Origin of the sequence: Micromonospora sp. NPDC049799 (assembly GCF_040656655.1) — a bacterium.
GTDB lineage: Bacteria > Actinomycetota > Actinomycetes > Mycobacteriales > Micromonosporaceae > Micromonospora.
Map to the genome: position 1 here is coordinate 18979 of NZ_JBFAMU010000009.1, position 16466 is coordinate 35444.

Here is a 16466-nt window from a genome sequence, read left to right on the forward strand (position 1 = left end):
CGCATGTTCGCGACCGGCAGGGAAAGAAGGCGGGATGACCACGGAAGCCCCGGTGCTGCACCGGCGTCAGATCCGGCTGCTGATGTTCGGCCTGATGACCGGCATGCTGCTCGCCGCGCTCGACCAGACCATCGTGGGCACCGCCCTGCCGACGATCGTCGGTGAGCTGGGCGGCATCAACCACTACTCGTGGGTGGTGACCGCGTACCTGCTCGCCTCCACCGCCTCGACCCCGCTGTACGGGAAAATGGCCGACCTGTACGGGCGGCGGCCGGTGTTCCTCTTCTCGATCGGCACGTTCCTGCTGGGCTCGCTGCTGGCCGGCCTGTCGCAGGACATGACCCAGCTGATCGTCACGCGGGGGATCCAGGGGCTCGGCGCGGGTGGCCTGCTGACCCTGGCGTTCACCATCATCTCGGACGTGGTGTCACCCCGGGAGCGCGGCCGTTACCAGGGCCTCTTCGGTGCCGTGTTCGGGATCGCGTCGGTGGCCGGCCCGCTGGTCGGCGGGTATTTCGCGGAGACCGACTGGCGGTGGATCTTCTACATCAACCTGCCGCTGGGGATCCTCGCGCTCGCGGTCTGTTCCCGGGTGCTGCGGCTGATCCCGTTCACCCGCCGGGACCACGCGATCGACTGGCTCGGCGCCGGGCTGCTGGTGGCCGGGTGAGCTGCCTGCTGCTCGCGCTGAGCTGGGGTGGCAACGAGTACGCCTGGAGCTCCGGCGTGATCGTCGGGCTCTTCGTCGCCGGCGCGGTGCTCGGGGTGCTCTTCGTGGTCCAGGAGGCGCGGGTCGCCGAGCCGATCCTGCCGTTGCGGCTGTTCCGCAGCGCGACCTTCGCGCTGGCCAACGCGGCCGGCTTCGTGCTCGGTCTGGTGATGTTCGGGTCGATCATCTTCATCCCGCTCTACCTGCAGATCGTCAAGGGCGCCTCGCCGACCCGCAGTGGTCTGCTCATGCTGCCGATGATGGCCGGCATCATCGTCACCTCGGTGCTCACCGGCCGGGCGATGAGCCGCATCGGCCGGTACAAGTGGTTCCCGGTGGTCGGCGCGGCGGTGCTGACGGTCGGGATGCTGCTGTTCACCCGGCTGGAGGTGGACACCTCGCTCTGGGTGGCCTTCGGCTTCATGGTGGTCATCGGCGTCGGCCTGGGCCTGTGCATGCAGTCGCTGATCCTCGCCGTGCAGAACGCGGTGTCCATGCGTGACCTCGGTGCCGGCACTTCGTCGGCCACGTTCTTCCGGTCGCTGGGCGGCTCGTTCGGGGTGGCGATCCTCGGTGCCCTGCTCTCCTCGCGGCTCACCGCCGAACTGGCCGACCGGCTGCCGGGCGCCGTCGCACAGCTCCCACCGGACCAGCGGGCGGCGGTCGCGGCCGGCGGCGGCGCGGACGTCTCGATCAACGACCCGGCGGCCATCCTGGCGCTTCCCGCCCCGGTGCGTGCCGCGGTCCAGGTCGCCTTCGTCGAGTCGCTGCATCTGGTCTTCCTGACCACCGGGCTGATCGCGATCGTGGCGGTCCTGGTCACCCTGGCCCTGCCGAACGAGAAGCTGCGTGGCGCGGGCCCGGAGGGCGCCACCGGCGGCACCGACGGCCTCGGCGGCGAGGCTCCCGCCCCGGGCGGCAAGCCGTTGAGCCGCGAGTCGAAGGAGGAGGCGGCCGCCGAGATGGAGGCGAAGTCCCAGACGCTGCTCTGACGCGCCGGCTGTCCGTCGCCCGCTGCCCGTCGTGCCCTGGTGAGCGACAACGCCAAGGACCAGCGGTCACTCCGTGTGACCCAGGGCCCCGCCGGTAGGTAACCCTCCTGCCCACTTTGCTCTGCACCCTTCTGCGCGCCAGGCACGGATCGTCACTGGCGCATATCAGGGTGCAGAGCAAAGTGGGCGAGACAGCTTGTGCGGCCTCGTTGAGTGAGTGGCATATCCGCTGCTTGTGGCCGTGTCGACGTTGCCGCACGGCGGCAACTGAGTGTGGGCCCTGGTGACGGTGACCACGGAGGGTAATCAGGGCTACGGTCAAGCGTGGGTGACAGAACGTGACGAGGAGGGGGTGCTCGTCGGGCTACTTCAGGATCAGGCGGTTGGTCTGTTCGAAGACGTCGAGGTCGGCGAGCGTCTCCGGGACGCTCGCCGACAGGGGGGTCGGAAGCCGTTCGCGGGGGAAGAAGCCGGCGTCGGTCGTCTCGTCGGTGACCCGGGTCAGATCACCGTCCCACTCCTCGACCCGGAACGCCGCGGTGAAGATCTGGTAGGTGTGGCCGTACATGTTGGTGTGGGTGCGGTCCGGCCCCGTGTAGAGGGCGAAGGCGCACACCCGCAGGGCGCGCAGCCCGGTCTCCTCGCGGACCTCGCGGACGGCGCAGTCGGCGATCGACTCGCCCAACTCCATCGCCCCCGCGGGCATCGCCCACTGACCGTTGTCCGAGCGTCGGATCAGCAGCACCCGCCCCGCGTTGTCGCGGACCACGGCGCGGGCGCCGACGAACATCAGCGTCCGGTCACCGGCCAGGGCGCGCAACTGCCCGACGTACGAGTCCGCCCAGGAGATGCTCACCCGGACAATTTACGAGGCTCGCGCCGGGAGGACCGGCGTTCCGGGGTTCCCAACCTGTGACCGCCGACACTAGCTTGTTACTCATGCGTAGCACGATGATGGACGCCCCTCTGCAGGTCTCCCGCATCCTCACCCACGGTGCCACCGTCCACGGCGCGGCCGAGGTCGTCACCTGGACCGGCGCCGAGCCGCGCCGGATGACGTACGCGGAGGTCGGCCGCGCTGCGGCCCGGCTGGCCCACGCGCTGCGGGACGAGTGCGGCGTCACCGGCGACGAGCGGGTGGCGACGTTCATGTGGAACAACAACGAGCACCTGGTGGCGTACTTCGCCGTCCCCAGCATGGGAGCGGTGCTGCACACCCTCAACATCCGGCTCTTCCCGGACCAGGTCGCCTACATCGCCAACCACGCCGAGGACCGGGTGGTGCTGGTCGACTCGACGCTCATCCCGCTGCTGGCCCGGGTGATCGGCGAGATGACCACGGTGCGGCACGTGGTCGTGACCGGCGGCGGGGACCCGTCCCCGCTGGTCGCGGCGGCCGGCGACCGGATCGCCGTACACCACTGGGACGCCCTGCTGGCCGACCGGCCCGAGACGTACGACTGGCCGGAGCTGGACGAGCGCGACGCCGCCGCCCTCTGCTACACCTCCGGGACCACCGGCAACCCGAAGGGCGTGGCCTACTCGCACCGGTCGATCTACCTGCACTCGCTCCAGATCTGCATGCCGGAGGGGTTCGGCCTCGGGCCGACCGACCGGGAGCTGGCGATCGTGCCGATGTTCCACGCCATGTCGTGGGGGCTGCCGTACGCGGCGTTCCTCTCCGGCGCGTCGCTGATCATGCCGGACCGCTTCCTCCAGGCCGCCCCGATCGCCGACATGATCGCCGCCGAGCGGCCCACCCTGGCCGGCGCGGTGCCGACCATCTGGAACGACCTGCTGTCCCACCTGGACAGCCACGACGTGGACACCTCCTCGCTCCGGGAGGTCATCGTCGGTGGCTCCGCCTGCCCGCCGGCGCTCATGCACGCCTTCGCGGAGCGGCACGGCATCGAGGTGATCCACGCCTGGGGGATGACCGAGACGTCGCCGCTGGGCTCGGTGGCCCGGCCGCCGGCCGGGGCGACCGGCGAGGAGGCCTGGCGCTACCGCTACACGCAGGGGCGGGTGCCGGCCGGCGTCGAGGCGCGGATCGTCGGCCCGCTGGGTGAGCCGCTGCCCGCCGACGGGACGTCCGTCGGCGAGCTGGAGGTACGGGGACCGTGGGTGACCGCGCGGTACGTCGGTGACGACGTCCCGGACGAGGAGAAGTTCCGCGACGGCTGGCTGCGTACGGGTGACGTCGGCATCCTCTCGCCGGACGGCTACATCACCCTCACCGACCGCGCGAAGGACGTCATCAAGTCCGGTGGTGAGTGGATCTCCTCGGTGGAGCTGGAGAATGCCCTCATGGCCCACCCGGACGTGGTGGAGGCATGTGTGGTGGGCGTACCGGACCAGAAGTGGGGCGAGCGTCCACTGGCCACGGTTGTGCTCCGCGAGGGGGCGTCGGTCGGCGCCGAGGAGCTGCGCGAGTTCCTGGCCGGGTCGGTGGCGCGGTGGCAGTTGCCGGAGCGCTGGGCCGTCATCGACGCGGTCCCGAAGACCAGCGTCGGCAAGTTCGACAAGAAGGTGGTCCGCTCCCGGTACGCCGACGGCGGGCTCAGTGTGCGGGAGCTGACGGCGCCGTAACGTTTTCCGGCACCCCGTCGCCGTTGGGGGTAGGGGCACTCTTCGAAGCATCCCTCCCCAGAGGGCGGCCCCGGCGTTCGCACCGCGCCGGGGCCGCCCGTTTTTTGCGGGGCGACCCGCACCGTCATTCTTGCGAAAGTTGTTCGCCTCTGTCCCGGCGACGGGGAAATCCGCCCTGCTCACGACAGTTCTGTCGGAAGTGCGGAATACGATCGGCCGCATGGCCACCCTCAAGACCGCCCCGACCGACGCCAGCGTCGACGACTTCCTGGCCGACGTGCCGGACGAGGCCCGCCGCGCCGACGCGTACGCCGTCCGTGACCTCCTGACAGAGGTCACCGGCGAGCCGGCGACCATGTGGGGCGACGCGATCGTCGGCTTCGGGCGGCGACACCTACGCTATGCCAGCGGGCGCGAGCTGGACTGGTTCCTGGTCGGCTTCTCGCCCCGGAAGACGGCCACCACCCTCTACCTGGCCGAGGAGTTCCCCGACAAGGAGGCGCTGCTCGCCCGGCTCGGCCGACACTCCGTCGGCAAGGGCTGCCTGTACGTCAAGCGCCTCGCCGACGTCGACGTCGCGGTGCTGACCGAGCTGGTGCGAGCCTCGGTGGGGCAGGCCCGCACCGATCAGGCCGGTTGACCCGGGGGCACCGTCACCGCTCGTCGGTGGTGCTGATCAGTACCTTGCCGACCACGCCGCCCTCCACCGCCTCGTGCGCCGCCGCCGTCGCCTCCAGGGAGTAGTGGTGCAGCGGCAGCCCCGCCTCCTGGCCGACCCGGATGCCTCCCTGCGCGGCCGCCGCCGCCACGTCGTTGACCGCGTGGGCCTTCGCCGCCTTGGGCTCGGTGTAGACGAGGACGAACTGCCAGCGGGCGTTGTGCACCATCAGCGGCCGGATCGGCAGCGTCACCTCCGCCCCGCCGTCGTCGGCGTAGACGCACACCGCCCCGCCGTGCCGGACGAGCTGCGCGTCCACGGCGGCGTTGTGGGCGGCGGCCACCTCGACGATGGTGTGGACCCCGTCGGGGGCGATCTTGCGGACCTCCTCGACCACGTCCTGTTCGCGGTAGTTGATGACGAAGGAGGCTCCGGCCGCCGCGGCGAGCTGCGCCTTCTCCGCGCTGCTCACCGTGGTGACGACGCAGGCGTCCGCCCAGCGGGCGAGCTGGATCGCCGCGTTGCCGACCGCACCCGCGCCGCCCTGCACCAGCACGACGTGGTCGCTGAGCGCGCCGGCGTGCAACTTGTCGGGCATGTACTCCCCGGCCGTCAGGCACCGGTGCGCGGTCAGGAACGGGATGCCCAGGGCCGCGCCCAGGTCGAAGGAGGCGTCGCCGAGGCGTACCGCCTGGCGGACCGGGACCACCGTGTACTCGGCGGCGGTGCCCCACGGCCGTTGCCACGCGGCCTCCCACAGCCAGACGCGCTCACCGATCAGGGCCCGGTCGACGCCCTCGCCGACCGCCTCGACCACCCCGGCGCCGTCCTGCCCGGGGGTCTGCCAGCCGGCCGGCAGCGGCCACTGTCGCCGTGCCTTCCAGTCCGTCGGGTTCACCCCCGAAACGGCCACCCGCACCAGCACCTCGCCGGGCCCCGGCTCGGGCACCGGCCGATCCACCAGTTGCAGCACCGAGGCGTCGCCGGTGCGCTCGTACACGATCGCCTTCAACCCCGTCTCCTCACCTGCGACGCGACGCGCGACTCGGCGCGCCGTCGGCTGGGTACCCGGCCGATCCCCGCTCATCCCGGAAGCCTCGGAAACCGTACAACGGGGTAGTCGGCGGGAGGGATGGGTCATGCGACACAGGGTGCTGGAGAGCGACGTCGAGCCCCCGAGTACCGAGCGGCCGTCCGGGGAGCCCGACGTTCCACCCGGGGACGCGCCGGGGCCGGACGGCCGCCAGCGGCCGTACCTGCCCCGGTCGAGCCGGAGCCGGTCGATCTGACCGGCGTCAGCCGAGCTGCTCCACCGTCTCCGGAGTCAGGTCGCCGATCGAGTCGAGCACCACCGCCGACGCCTGCACGGCGTCCGGGTCCAGCGGGTACGACCCGTGCGGCACCGCCACCACCGTCATGCCGGCGGCGGCGGCCGACCGTACCCCGTTGGAGGAGTCCTCCACCGCGACGCAGCGCGCCGGGTCGACGCCGAGCCGTTCCGCGACGGCGAGGTAGACGTCCGGCGCCGGCTTGCCGCGCGCGGTCTCCTCGGTCGACAGCGTCGCGCCGAAGACGTCGGTCAGGTCCGTCGCGTGCAGCGCCGCCGCGATCAGCCGGGTCGGCGACGAACTGGCCAACCCCAGCGGCCACCGTCCGGCCACGCGGCGCACGACGTCGTCCGCGCCGTCGATGAGCGGTACGCGCGCCGCGTACCGCCGGGTCATCTCCTCCACCACCTCGGCGGCGACCTGCTCGGCGGTCCGGTCGACGCCCAGCTCCCCGCTGAGGTAGGCGGCCCACTCGCCGGTGCTCATGCCCATCAGCCGGCGCTGGGTGTCGGGCTGCCAGGTGCCGCCGTGCGCCGCCACGTACGCGCGCCGGACCTCCTCCCAGACCGGCTCCGAGTCCACGATCACGCCGTCCAGGTCGAAGATCACCGCATCCGCCACGTGCCCATCCTGCCCGACGGGGGGCGCGACGGTCAGCTCTGCAGCGCGGGCAGGCCGATCGGACTGTCCGCCGGGATGACCGTGTGCGCCGCCCGGGCGACCGGCTCCAGCAGTTCACGCAGGCGGTCCGTGCGGTCCGGGCCGAGGACGCGCCAGGGCCGTGCGGCGGCGGCGTCGGTGGCGTCCTCGACGGCCTGGTGCGCGGCCCTGCCGTGCTCGGTCGGCTCGCCGTCGCCGGTGAGCCAGCCGCGGTCGGCCAGCCGGCCGCGCGCCGCGGCCCACTGGTCCTCGGTCCAGCCCCGGCCGAGCAGGTTCAGCGGGGACGTCCCCAGCGCCACCTTCCAGGCGAGGATCTCCACCGGGTCGAGGTCGGCGGCGACCAGCGCTCCGACGTGCCCGTCGCCCCGGTGCTCCCGCAGGGTCGTCGCGGCCTGCCAGAGCCGGGCCAGCGGGTACTCGCCCCGTGGCAGTGCGGCGTTGGCCGCGCCGAGCACCCGCCCGGCTGGCTCCAGCTCACCGGCCGCGGTCTCCAGCAGGTCGGCGGCCTCGACCAGGTGCGTCTCGGGCAGCTCGTACGTCAGTTCCGCGAGCGCCTGCACGGCACCGGTGAGCCGGGCCCGCAGCGCCTCCTCCGGTGTGGCGAGTCTCCACACCGCCGGCAGCGCCCGGGCGACCATGTGCGGGGCGAAGCTGAAGAACGCCGCGACCACCGGTGCGGCCCCGGTCGGGCCGAGCGGAGCGGCCCGGCCGGCGAAGTAGCCACGCCAGTAGCCGCGCAACCCGACCGCCTCGTACGCGGACCGGGCACGGGGATGGAAGTAGGTGACCGCGTGCACCGGCTCGAAATGCGTCCACATCAGCCGGGCGGTCCGCCCCGGGTCGTCCAGCGCCGTCACGTGCACCTCCGCGTCCGGTCGGATCGTCACCCCGGGCGGTCGAACCGACCGGGGTGACGCCGAACCTACTGCCGTGGGGTGACGGGACGAAAGCCCTCTGTGGGCAACTGCATCGTCACAAGGCGACGATCGGGATTCCGCGCCGGTTACTGCGCGCCGAGGACGTCGACGACGAAGCGCAGGGGACCGGTCGGGCGACCGCTGGAGGCGTCGTTGCCGTACGCCAGCTCGGCCGGGATGTCGAGCTGTACGCGGCTGCCGACGGTGACCCCGACGAGGCCCTGGTCCCAGCCGGGGATGACCTGACCGACGCCGATCGGGAAGCTGGCCGGCTCGCCCCGGCTCCACGAGGAGTCGAACTCCTTGCCGTCGGCGTAGAACACGCCCACGTAGTTGGTGGTGATCGTCTGGCCCTTCTTGACCGCCGGGCCGGTGCCCTTGATCAGCGGGGTGACGACGAGCTTGCTCAGCTCACCCTTGCCCGCCTCCACCTTCGGCTGGGTGTTCAGCGCCGGGTCGGCGCCCGCCGGCAGCGGCGCGCCCGCGCCCGCCGGGGCGGCCGAGGCCGAGGTGGCGGCCGACGCGCCGGCCGAGGCACCGGCCGACGGGGTGGACGCGGCCTGGTCGGTGGAGTCGTCCTTGCCCTGACCGACGATCACGAACACGGTGATCAGCACGGCCACCACGGCGATACCGGCCAGCCCACCGGCCCACGCCTGGCGGCGGCGCTTCGCCTCGGCCGCCTTCTGCGCGGCGAGCTGGGCGGCCAGGCGCCGCTCCGACTTCTGGGACCGGTTCTGCGTACGCTCGCTCACGGCGTCGACTCCCTGTTCGAAAGGTGGTGGCCGGCATCCGTGTGCCGGGGGGAAAGCCGACGCACACGGTACCCGGCCGACCGCTTCCTGTGCATGTAAGGAAGGGCCCCCCGTTAACGCCTGCGGTAGAGGAAGGGCCCCTTCTTAACGCGGGTCGGGCACCACCATGAAGTCGGTCACGAACGAGGTGACCCCGCCGTCGGCGTCCCGTCCGATCCAGGTGCCATAGCAGCCGTCACCCCAGCCCGACGACACGGTCACCACATTGGCCCCGTCCGCCCCGTCGGGCTCGGCGATCACGAGACCGGGCACCGGCCCGTCCGCCGGCAGGCCGGCGATGAAGACCTCCTCCACCCGGTCGTGGTCCCAGGTCTCCAGCACCGCCATCGCCGCCGGGTCGGCCAGCGTGCCGGTGCCGCTGTCGACGCCGTACCCGAAGAAGTCGTCGGCGTCCAGCGCGGCCACGTCCTGGTCGCCGGCCACCGCCATCTCCCAGCCGACGGTCGGCGCCTCGCGGATCACCAGCTCCAGGGCCGCGACCCGGCGGTCGACCTCCGCGCCGTCCTCCCGCAGCACCGCGGCGACCCAGACCCGCGCAGGGTAGCTGCCGGGTGGCACGGCGACCGTGAACGGCTCCGACTCCGGGCAGACCAGGGGATCGCAACCGATCACCCGCCCGGACGGCAGGACGACCGGACCCACCGGGTGGACCTCCATGACGTACGAGCCGTGCTCGTCGGTCCAGCGTCCGCCGGGCGTGAGCAGCCGGTCCAGGTCGGGGGTGTACGGCATCGGGGTCCTCTCGGCGGGTGGCCGGCGGAGCGTACCCGCCCGGACCCGACGCCCGTGCGGGGAGCGGTCCCGGGAGATCCCGGTGGAGTTCACCCGACGGCGGTACCTTCGCAGGCATGGCGATCCTCACCGATGAAGACCTTGCCCTGCTGGCCGAACCGCAGCTCGCCCACGTCGCGACCGTCGAGCCCGATGGTTCGCCGCACGTCACGCCGGTGTGGGTGGACACCGACGGCGAGCACATCATCTTCAACACCGCCAAGGGCCGGGTGAAGTACGAGAACATCCGCCGCAACCCGGAGGTCGCGGTGTCCGTGGTGGACAAGGAGAACGACTTCCGCACCCTCTGGGTGAAGGGCACCGCCGAGCTGGTCGACGAGGGTGCCGACGCGCACATCGACCGGATGGCGAAGAAGTACCTGGGGCAGGACACCTACCCGTTCCGGCAGGCGGGCGAGGAGCGGGTGATCGTCCGCATCCGCCCCAGCCAGAAGCTCGGCCGCGGCTGAGGTTCAAGGAAGGGCCCCTTGAGCGGGGGCCCTTCCTTGCACCTCACGCGGTTTTGCGGGCGGCCTTCTTCGGGGCGGCCTTCTTGGCGGCGGGCTTCTTCTCCGCCTCGGCGGCCTTCTTCGGGGCCGCCTTCTTCGCGGCGGTCTTCTTCGGCGCTGCCTTCTTCTCGGCGGCCTTCTTCGCCGGGGCCTTGGCGGCCTTCTTCTCCGCCGCCTTCTTCTGCGCCGAGCGGGCCGCCGAGATCGGCGTCGGTTCGCCGCCGCCACCGGCGCGCTCCGGCGCCTCCTCGCCGCGGGCCGCCCGGGCCCGCTCCACGGACGCCTTCAGGGCCGCCATCAGGTCCACCGCCGCCGCCGGGGCCGCCTCGACCTCCTCCGGCTGGACGACCTCGCGGCCCTCCACCTTCGCGTCGATGACCTCCTGCAACGCGGCCCGGTAGTCGTCGGTGAAGGCGTCCGGCTGGAACTCGCCGGCCATCGAGTCGATCAGGGAGCTGGCCATCGCCAGCTCCGGCGGCCGGACCTTGAGGTCCTCGTCCAGGAAGCCGAAGTCCGGCTTCCGGATCTCGTCGGGCCAGAGCATCGTGTTGAGCAGGAGCACGCCCTCGCGGACGCGGAGGGTGGCGAGCTGCTCGCGCTGGCGCAGCGCCACCTTGACGATGGCCACCCGCTCGGAGTCGGTCAGGGCGTCCCGCAGCAGCACGTACGGCTTCGTGGCCGCGCCCTCGGGCTCCAGGAAGTACGCCTTGTTGTAGAGGATCGGGTCGACCGACTCGGCCGGCACGAATTCCAGCACGTCGATCGCGTGCGAGGTGGTCAGCGGCAGGTCGGCGAAGTCCTCGTCGGTCAGGATCACCATCTCGCCACCGCCGATGTCGTAGCCCTTGGCGATGTCGTCGTAGGTGACCTCTTCGCCGCAGACCTGACAGGTGCGCTTGTAGCGGATCCGGCCGCCGTCGTCGCGGTGCACCTGGTGGAAACGGATGTCCTTCTCCTCGGTCGCGGAGTACAGCTTCACCGCGATCGAGACCAGCCCGAAAGAGACCGCTCCCTTCCAGATTGCCCGCATCCCGCTCTCCCTTCCCCGGTATCGACCATGCTCGCATCCGATCGAACCGGGCGCGAGGTGTTCCGCCTGCTACTACAGTCGGATCGTGCCCGGCGCGCCGCTCAAGCCGATGCTCGCGATGACCGGGCAGCTCCCGGCGGGTGACGGCTGGGCGTACGAGTTCAAGTGGGACGGCGTCCGCGCGCTCGCCGACATCTCCGGCGGCCACCCGCGCCTGTACGCGCGCTCCGGCGTGGAGATCACCGTCGCGTACCCGGAGCTGATCCCGCTGGCCGAGCAGGTCGACGACGCCCTGCTCGACGGCGAGGTGGTGCTGTTCAACCAGACCGGTCAACCCTCGTTCACGGCGTTGGCCGAGCGGATGCACGTGCGGAACACCGCCAAGGCGGCCCGGCTGGCGGCCACCGTCCCGGTCACGTACATGATCTTCGACCTGCTGCGGTTGCGCGGTGAGGACCTCACCGGCCGGTCGTACCGCGAGCGGCGTGCGGCGCTCGACGGCCTGGGATTGGGCGCGGCCCGGTGGGCGGTGCCGCCGGTCTTCCCGGACGGCCCGGCCACCTACGAAGCGGCTGGTGAGCACGGCCTGGAGGGGGTGATGGCCAAGCGGGTCGAGTCGGTCTACCGGCCGGGTGTGCGCTCCCCGGACTGGGTGAAGGTCAAGCTTGAGGTCACCGGCGACTTCGTGGTCGGCGGCTGGCGACCGGGCGCCCGGAAGATCGGCGGGTTGCTGGTGGGGGTGCCCCGGCCGGACGGGCGGCTCACCTACCGGGGGCGGGTCGGCGGCGGGATCGGCGCGGCGATCGAGCGGGAGCTGCTGCGCGAACTGGAGCCGCTGCGCACCGGCGCGTCACCCTTCGCGGACGACGTGCCGCGCGAGGATGCCCGTGGCGCGGTGTGGGTAACTCCCCGGGTCGTGGTGGAGGTGAAGTACGGCCAGCGCACCCCGGACGGGCGACTGCGGTTCCCCCGGATCCTGCGCCTGCGCCCGGACAAGCCAGCAGAGGAGGTCGACGATGCCAGCTGACCGGTTCAGGGTGGACGTCGAGGGGCGCACGCTGGAGTTGTCCAACCTGGACAAGGTGCTCTACCCGGAGGCGGGGTTCACCAAGGGCGAGATCATCGACTACTACACCCGCATCGCCCCGGTGCTGCTGCCGCACCTGGCCGACCGGGCGCTGACCCGGATCCGCTTCCCGAACGGCGTCACCGGCGGCTCGTTCTTCGAGAAGAACGCACCGGCCGCAACCCCCGACTGGGTACGCACCGAGACACTGCCCGCCCCCGGCTCCACCAAGGGGCGGGAGACCATCGACTACGTGGTCGCCGACGACCTGCCCACCCTGGTCTGGTTGGCCAACCTCGCCGCGCTGGAGCTGCACACGCCGCAGTGGAAGGTGGGCGAGCACCCGGACATGATGGTCGTCGACCTGGACCCGGGCGCGCCGGCCGCCCTGAAGCAGTGCTGCCAGGTCGCGCTGCTGATGCGGGACCGGCTGGCTCTCGACGGCGTCGAGTCCTACCCGAAGACCTCCGGGAAGAAGGGCATGCAGCTCTGCTGCCCGATAAGCGCCACCCAGTCGTCCGATGTCGTTTCCGACTACGCCAAGCGCATCGCCCAGGAGTTGGAGCAGGCGCATCCCAAGCTGATCGTGTCGAAGATGGCGAAGAACCTGCGGCCGGGAAAGATCTTCATCGACTGGAGCCAGAACAACGCGGCGAAGACGACGGTGGCGCCGTACTCGCTGCGAGCGCAGTCGGTGCCGTCGGTGTCGACGCCGCTGACCTGGGACGAGGTGGAGGCAGGAGCGGCGGGCAAGCGGCCGGCGACGAAGCCGTACACCGCGACGGAGGTGCTCAAGCGGGTCGAGAAGCAGGGGGACCTGCTGGCCCCCCTGCTCGACGGCGGCCCCGAACTGCCCGGCTGACGACCACCACCGGCGTCACTGGACGCCGGCGGGGCCGCTGGTCAGCCAGCCGGCCAGGTGGTGAACGAGATCCGGGCGTTCAGGTTGGCCGGGACACCGAAGTACGCGTAGCAGTTGACCAGAACCCGGGTGTCGGGGCCAGCGCTTCCCCAGCCGGCCACCACGCACCAGCCGCGTGGCCGGCTGCCTTCCAGGTTGTCCAGGTGGGCGTTCGCGAGGGCGGTGCCGAAGGCGGTCGCCGTGCCCTGGAAGGTGATCTCGTAGCGGCCGGTGCCGAGATGCCGGCCGGACGCGCCGGTGGACCAGCTACCGACGGTCGAGTTGTAACCGTCGCCGCTGATCCGGCCGTCGGAAATCCAGTTGGAGTAGAGGGTGCCGCTGGCGAACCGGGGGCCGGTGGCGCGACCGAGCAGGTCGACGCGGGAGCCGTAGGTCACCGTGAAGAGCGCGTCGACCGGGTTGCCGGCCGCGTTGACGCACCACACCTGCCGACTGTCAGGCCAGCCGGTCTGGCAGTGCACGGCGGTACTGCCGAGCGCCGTCACATGCGTCATCGGGAAGGTGTACCCGACCTCGGTGTCCGGGTTCGGGTTCAGGTGAAAGCGGTAGCGGCCGGTGCTCAGCCGCTCGTAGCTGATCACTCCGCCGGTGGAGTCGTACCGGTAGGAGCTGGGGATCGTCCGTACCCCCGTCGGCACCGCCTGGTCGGTCACGAAGTACGCCAGCCGACCCCGACTGACCTGCCGCACGCTGGTGAAGCTGGCCACGAACCGGCTGTCCACCGGGGTGCCGGTCGCCGCGAAGCAGCGCACCAGGATCAGCTGGTCGTCGCCGCCGAGGAAACTCGGGTACCAGGCGGTGACGGTGCAGTGGACCGGCCCACCGCCGTACGCGACGGCGTGCGCGACCCCGCCGGTGGTGGCCGCCCCTTCGAGGATCACCGTGTAGGCCCCGGTCCCGGTCCGCCTGACGAAGACGTCCCCGCCGGTGGAGTTGGCGGTGTAGCCGCCGCCGGGCCGGTACTCGGCGGTGGTGGTGGGCGAGTTGGCCCAGACCGTGGCGGTCACCGGCTGGTAGGTCGTGGGAAGCGGCTCTGCCGAGGCGGGTGCCGGCCCGATCAGTCCCGCTCCGATCAGCAGTGCCACGAGCACCGTCCCGCCCCGGCGCAGCCGCGGCGTCCCGCTTCGTCCATCTGATCGCATGACAGCAGACCTCCCACCGGACCACGGGCGTGGTGTCGGTCGACGGGCCGTACGCCCGCCCCGTCGCGAGTCTCCCAGCGCCTGTCAAGGCGTGAGGTGCGCCGCCGCCCTTCCGCTACCCATGATCGTCTGCGCGTCAGCTGTCCGACGCGCCGGGCCGGTGACTGCTCACGTACAGACGATCATGTTCCGGGCCGACGGGGGCCGTTAGGGTGGGCCGATGACCGGTCTGACCCTTGCTGCCGCCGGGCCCGTCGGCACCGAAGCGCCGCTGCTCACGTACGTCGACGACGCGACCGGCGAGCGGGTCGACCTGACCGCGCGGCAGCTCGGCACCTGGGCGGCGCGCAGTGCCGGTCTGCTGCGGGACGGCTGCGGCCTGGCCCCGGGCAGCCGGGTGGCGGTGCTGCTGCCACCGCACTGGCGTACCGCCGCGGTTCTGCTCGGCGCCTGGTCGGTCGGCCTGGCGGTGTCGTTCCGGCCGCGCGCCACGGCCGGGTTGCCGGTCCTCGAGCCGGGCGGCGACCTGCCGTACGACGCGGTGTTCGTGACCCCGGAACGCCTCGACGACTGGCTGGAGGACGTACCCGAGGGGACGCACCGCTACCTGGTCGGGAACGGGCCGCTGACCGACCGGCCCGTCGGCTGGCTGGACTGGTCCGCCGAGGTGCTCCGGCACACCGACACGCCACCCGACCACGCCTCGATCCACCCGTCGGACCCGGCCAGCCCGGACGGCACCAGCTACGGCGAGTGGGGTGCCCTCGCCGCCGAGGTCGCCGGGCAGCTCGACCTGCGTGCCGGTGACCGGCTGCTGGTCGACGCGGCCGAGCACGACCAGCCGCTGAAGTGGCTGCTCGCGCCGCTGGCGGCCGGAGCGGCGGTCGTGCTCTGCACCAATCTCGATCGAGCCCGCCGGGACGCGGTGATCGCCGCCGAACAGGTCACCCGCGTTCTCTGACACCCGACTGCCGGGGCGTCAGCAGACCGAGACCGGTTGACCCTGGTGGCGAGCGCGTTGCGGTCGCTGGCCGCGGACGGCGCCCGGGAGGTGTGGACCAGCCCTCTCCTCGGCATCGCCGTTACGCATGCCCTCCGCTTCGTGCCGGTCGGTGTCATGCGTACCTCGACGACTCGGCCAAGCGAATCAGCCGCTGCGGGTCTGTTGCCGAACGGCAATGACGTGGTCTTATACCTGGACGACGACGTCATTGCCCGCAACATGACAACCCCGCGTCGGATCCGCACCCCCTTCTCGAAAGGTGCATCGATGCACAGGAGACCTACCTTCCGACTCGCGGTCCTCACCGCTACCGCCGCCACCTTCCTGGCGGGCGGTGGGACCTCCGCAGCGGTGGCCACGGCAGCCCCCGTGACCGCCTCCCCGGGGGTCGAGGCGTGCGAGCCTGGTGCCGACGAGCACAGCGTGGCCCGGGTCGCCGAGGGCGCCACCGCGCAGGAGCCGGAGCTCTACTCCAAGAACGAGGCGAACGCGTACGGCGTCATCAAGGACTCGCCGCGCCTGGCCAACGGCAGCGTCACCGTGCCGACGGTCTTCCACCTGATCTCCGATCACCCGCTCACCGCGGCGGAGACGACCCGGTTCAACACCATGATCGCGGACCAGATGGAGGTGCTCAACGACTCGTTCGCCGGCACCACGGCCCCGGATGCCGCCGACACGCCGTTCCGGTTCGACCTGGTGGACACGAACTATGTGGTGAACAGCGACTGGTACACCGTCGTGCCCGGCAAGAACGAGCGGGACATGAAGAAGGCGCTGTACACCGGTGACTCCCAGACCCTGAACATCTACGCGGCCAACATTGGCGGCGGGCTCCTCGGCTGGGCGTACTTCCCGAAGGGCTACAACAACGGCCGCGACTACATCGACGGCGTGGTGATCCTGGACGAGTCGATGCCGGGCGGGACCGCCGGCAAGTACGCCCTCGGTGACACGCTGACGCACGAGGTCGGGCACTGGCTGATGCTGGAGCACACCTTCGCGCACGGGTGCTCCGCTTCCGGCGACTTCGTCGCGGACACCCCGCGCGAGGCGCACCCGCAGTTCAACTGCCCGGTCGGCGCGGACAGCTGCACCGCGCCCGGGCTCGACCCGATCCACAACTTCATGGACTACACGCAGGACTCCTGCATGAACATGTTCACCGCCGGCCAGGCGGACCGGATGAGCGACGCCTGGGTGGCGTTCCGTGCCGGTGGCGCCGGCTGACGTAGCACCAGCAGTGGTGGGGGGGGGGGGGGGTGGGGCGCCGCCACATTTTGTTATAGTTGACCCCGGGCGGCCGCCCCCCGCGGGGGGTCAAACCCCCGCGGGGGCGCTAAAACGCGGCCCGG

17 protein-coding genes are annotated in these 16466 nt (G+C 71.8%); 9 read left to right on the top strand and 8 right to left on the bottom strand.

The genetic code is table 11. The features are described from left to right. Window positions 1–34: 34 nt before the first annotated feature. The gene (locus AB0I76_RS02090) at window positions 35–670 is read left to right on the top strand and encodes an MFS transporter (RefSeq protein ID WP_357028591.1); all 636 of its coding nucleotides are present in this window, start codon (window positions 35–37) and stop codon (window positions 668–670) included. Next, window positions 667–1701: an MFS transporter gene (locus tag AB0I76_RS02095; RefSeq protein WP_357028594.1), complete on the top strand. Its 1035-nt coding sequence runs from the start codon at window positions 667–669 to the stop codon at window positions 1699–1701. Before AB0I76_RS02090 ends, AB0I76_RS02095 begins: the two co-directional genes overlap by 4 nt. A gap of 364 nt (window positions 1702–2065) precedes the next feature. Here AB0I76_RS02095 and AB0I76_RS02100 read toward each other — a convergent pair whose 3' ends face one another. Then, window positions 2066–2557: an NUDIX domain-containing protein gene (locus AB0I76_RS02100; protein ID WP_357028597.1), complete on the bottom strand. Its 492-nt coding sequence runs from the start codon at window positions 2555–2557 to the stop codon at window positions 2066–2068. A gap of 98 nt (window positions 2558–2655) precedes the next feature. Here AB0I76_RS02100 and AB0I76_RS02105 point away from each other — a divergent pair, with 98 nt between their 5' ends. After that, window positions 2656–4290 carry a fatty acid--CoA ligase gene (locus AB0I76_RS02105; protein WP_357028638.1) on the top strand — a complete coding sequence of 545 codons (1635 nt, stop codon included), beginning with the start codon at window positions 2656–2658 and terminating at the stop codon, window positions 4288–4290. 220 nt (window positions 4291–4510) lie between these two features. Further along, window positions 4511–4930 carry a DUF1801 domain-containing protein gene (locus tag AB0I76_RS02110; RefSeq protein ID WP_357028600.1) on the top strand — a complete coding sequence of 140 codons (420 nt, stop codon included), beginning with the start codon at window positions 4511–4513 and terminating at the stop codon, window positions 4928–4930. Between the two features lie 13 nt (window positions 4931–4943). On the opposite strand, the gene AB0I76_RS02115 is transcribed toward AB0I76_RS02110, so the two are convergent. From AB0I76_RS02115 to AB0I76_RS02135, 5 genes are all read right to left on the bottom strand, one after another. Then, complete coding sequence (locus AB0I76_RS02115; RefSeq protein ID WP_357028602.1) at window positions 4944–5960, bottom strand: NADPH:quinone reductase; 1017 nt, start codon at window positions 5958–5960, stop codon at window positions 4944–4946. Window positions 5961–6243: 283 nt separating this feature from the next. After that, entirely contained in the window at window positions 6244–6897 is a 654-nt protein-coding gene (locus tag AB0I76_RS02120) for an HAD family phosphatase (RefSeq protein ID WP_357028605.1), read from the bottom strand. A gap of 32 nt (window positions 6898–6929) precedes the next feature. Next, complete coding sequence (locus AB0I76_RS02125) at window positions 6930–7754, bottom strand: hypothetical protein (RefSeq protein WP_357028641.1); 825 nt, start codon at window positions 7752–7754, stop codon at window positions 6930–6932. A gap of 185 nt (window positions 7755–7939) precedes the next feature. Then, entirely contained in the window at window positions 7940–8608 is a 669-nt protein-coding gene (locus AB0I76_RS02130; RefSeq protein WP_357028608.1) for an FKBP-type peptidyl-prolyl cis-trans isomerase, read from the bottom strand. Window positions 8609–8752: 144 nt separating this feature from the next. Then, the gene (locus AB0I76_RS02135; protein WP_357028611.1) at window positions 8753–9400 is read right to left on the bottom strand and encodes a DUF4241 domain-containing protein; all 648 of its coding nucleotides are present in this window, start codon (window positions 9398–9400) and stop codon (window positions 8753–8755) included. Between the two features lie 116 nt (window positions 9401–9516). On the opposite strand from AB0I76_RS02135, the gene AB0I76_RS02140 reads away from it, so the two are divergent. Continuing rightward, window positions 9517–9909 carry a PPOX class F420-dependent oxidoreductase gene (locus tag AB0I76_RS02140; protein WP_357028614.1) on the top strand — a complete coding sequence of 131 codons (393 nt, stop codon included), beginning with the start codon at window positions 9517–9519 and terminating at the stop codon, window positions 9907–9909. Between the two features lie 43 nt (window positions 9910–9952). On the opposite strand, the gene AB0I76_RS02145 is transcribed toward AB0I76_RS02140, so the two are convergent. After that, the gene (locus tag AB0I76_RS02145) at window positions 9953–10978 is read right to left on the bottom strand and encodes a Ku protein (protein WP_357028617.1); all 1026 of its coding nucleotides are present in this window, start codon (window positions 10976–10978) and stop codon (window positions 9953–9955) included. 85 nt (window positions 10979–11063) lie between these two features. Here AB0I76_RS02145 and ligD (AB0I76_RS02150) point away from each other — a divergent pair, with 85 nt between their 5' ends. Further along, window positions 11064–12005 (top strand): non-homologous end-joining DNA ligase, encoded by a 942-nt coding sequence (ligD, locus tag AB0I76_RS02150; protein ID WP_357028620.1) that lies wholly within the window; start codon window positions 11064–11066, stop codon window positions 12003–12005. Beyond that, on the top strand, window positions 11995–12906 hold the full coding sequence (gene ligD, locus AB0I76_RS02155) for a non-homologous end-joining DNA ligase (protein WP_357028623.1): 912 nt from the start codon (window positions 11995–11997) through the stop codon (window positions 12904–12906). The genes ligD (AB0I76_RS02150) and ligD (AB0I76_RS02155) overlap by 11 nt, the downstream gene beginning before the upstream one ends. A gap of 41 nt (window positions 12907–12947) precedes the next feature. Here ligD (AB0I76_RS02155) and AB0I76_RS02160 read toward each other — a convergent pair whose 3' ends face one another. Then, window positions 12948–14108 carry a hypothetical protein gene (locus AB0I76_RS02160; RefSeq protein ID WP_357028626.1) on the bottom strand — a complete coding sequence of 387 codons (1161 nt, stop codon included), beginning with the start codon at window positions 14106–14108 and terminating at the stop codon, window positions 12948–12950. Between the two features lie 220 nt (window positions 14109–14328). On the opposite strand from AB0I76_RS02160, the gene AB0I76_RS02165 reads away from it, so the two are divergent. Both AB0I76_RS02165 and AB0I76_RS02170 read left to right on the top strand, forming a co-directional pair. Then, window positions 14329–15069, top strand: a complete 741-nt coding sequence (locus AB0I76_RS02165) for a TIGR03089 family protein (protein ID WP_357028629.1) — start codon at window positions 14329–14331, stop codon at window positions 15067–15069. Window positions 15070–15378: 309 nt separating this feature from the next. Next, window positions 15379–16341: a zinc metalloprotease gene (locus tag AB0I76_RS02170; RefSeq protein ID WP_357028632.1), complete on the top strand. Its 963-nt coding sequence runs from the start codon at window positions 15379–15381 to the stop codon at window positions 16339–16341. The last annotated feature ends 125 nt before the right edge of the window (window positions 16342–16466 follow it).

Bases quoted from the DNA above. Each gene is read 5' to 3' on its own strand.
- AB0I76_RS02090 (WP_357028591.1), top strand. From the start codon at position 35: ATGACCACGGAAGCCCCGGTGCTGCACCGGCGTCAGATCCGGCTGCTG.
- AB0I76_RS02105 (WP_357028638.1), top strand. From the start codon at position 2,656: ATGGACGCCCCTCTGCAGGTCTCCCGCATCCTCACCCACGGTGCCACC.
- AB0I76_RS02110 (WP_357028600.1), top strand. From the start codon at position 4,511: ATGGCCACCCTCAAGACCGCCCCGACCGACGCCAGCGTCGACGACTTC.
- AB0I76_RS02125 (WP_357028641.1), bottom strand. From the start codon at position 7,754: ATGTGGACGCATTTCGAGCCGGTGCACGCGGTCACCTACTTCCATCCC.
- AB0I76_RS02135 (WP_357028611.1), bottom strand. From the start codon at position 9,400: ATGCCGTACACCCCCGACCTGGACCGGCTGCTCACGCCCGGCGGACGC.
- AB0I76_RS02140 (WP_357028614.1), top strand. From the start codon at position 9,517: ATGGCGATCCTCACCGATGAAGACCTTGCCCTGCTGGCCGAACCGCAG.
- AB0I76_RS02145 (WP_357028617.1), bottom strand. From the start codon at position 10,978: ATGCGGGCAATCTGGAAGGGAGCGGTCTCTTTCGGGCTGGTCTCGATC.
- ligD (WP_357028623.1), top strand. From the start codon at position 11,995: ATGCCAGCTGACCGGTTCAGGGTGGACGTCGAGGGGCGCACGCTGGAG.
- AB0I76_RS02160 (WP_357028626.1), bottom strand. From the start codon at position 14,108: ATGCGATCAGATGGACGAAGCGGGACGCCGCGGCTGCGCCGGGGCGGG.
- AB0I76_RS02165 (WP_357028629.1), top strand. From the start codon at position 14,329: ATGACCGGTCTGACCCTTGCTGCCGCCGGGCCCGTCGGCACCGAAGCG.
- AB0I76_RS02170 (WP_357028632.1), top strand. From the start codon at position 15,379: ATGCACAGGAGACCTACCTTCCGACTCGCGGTCCTCACCGCTACCGCC.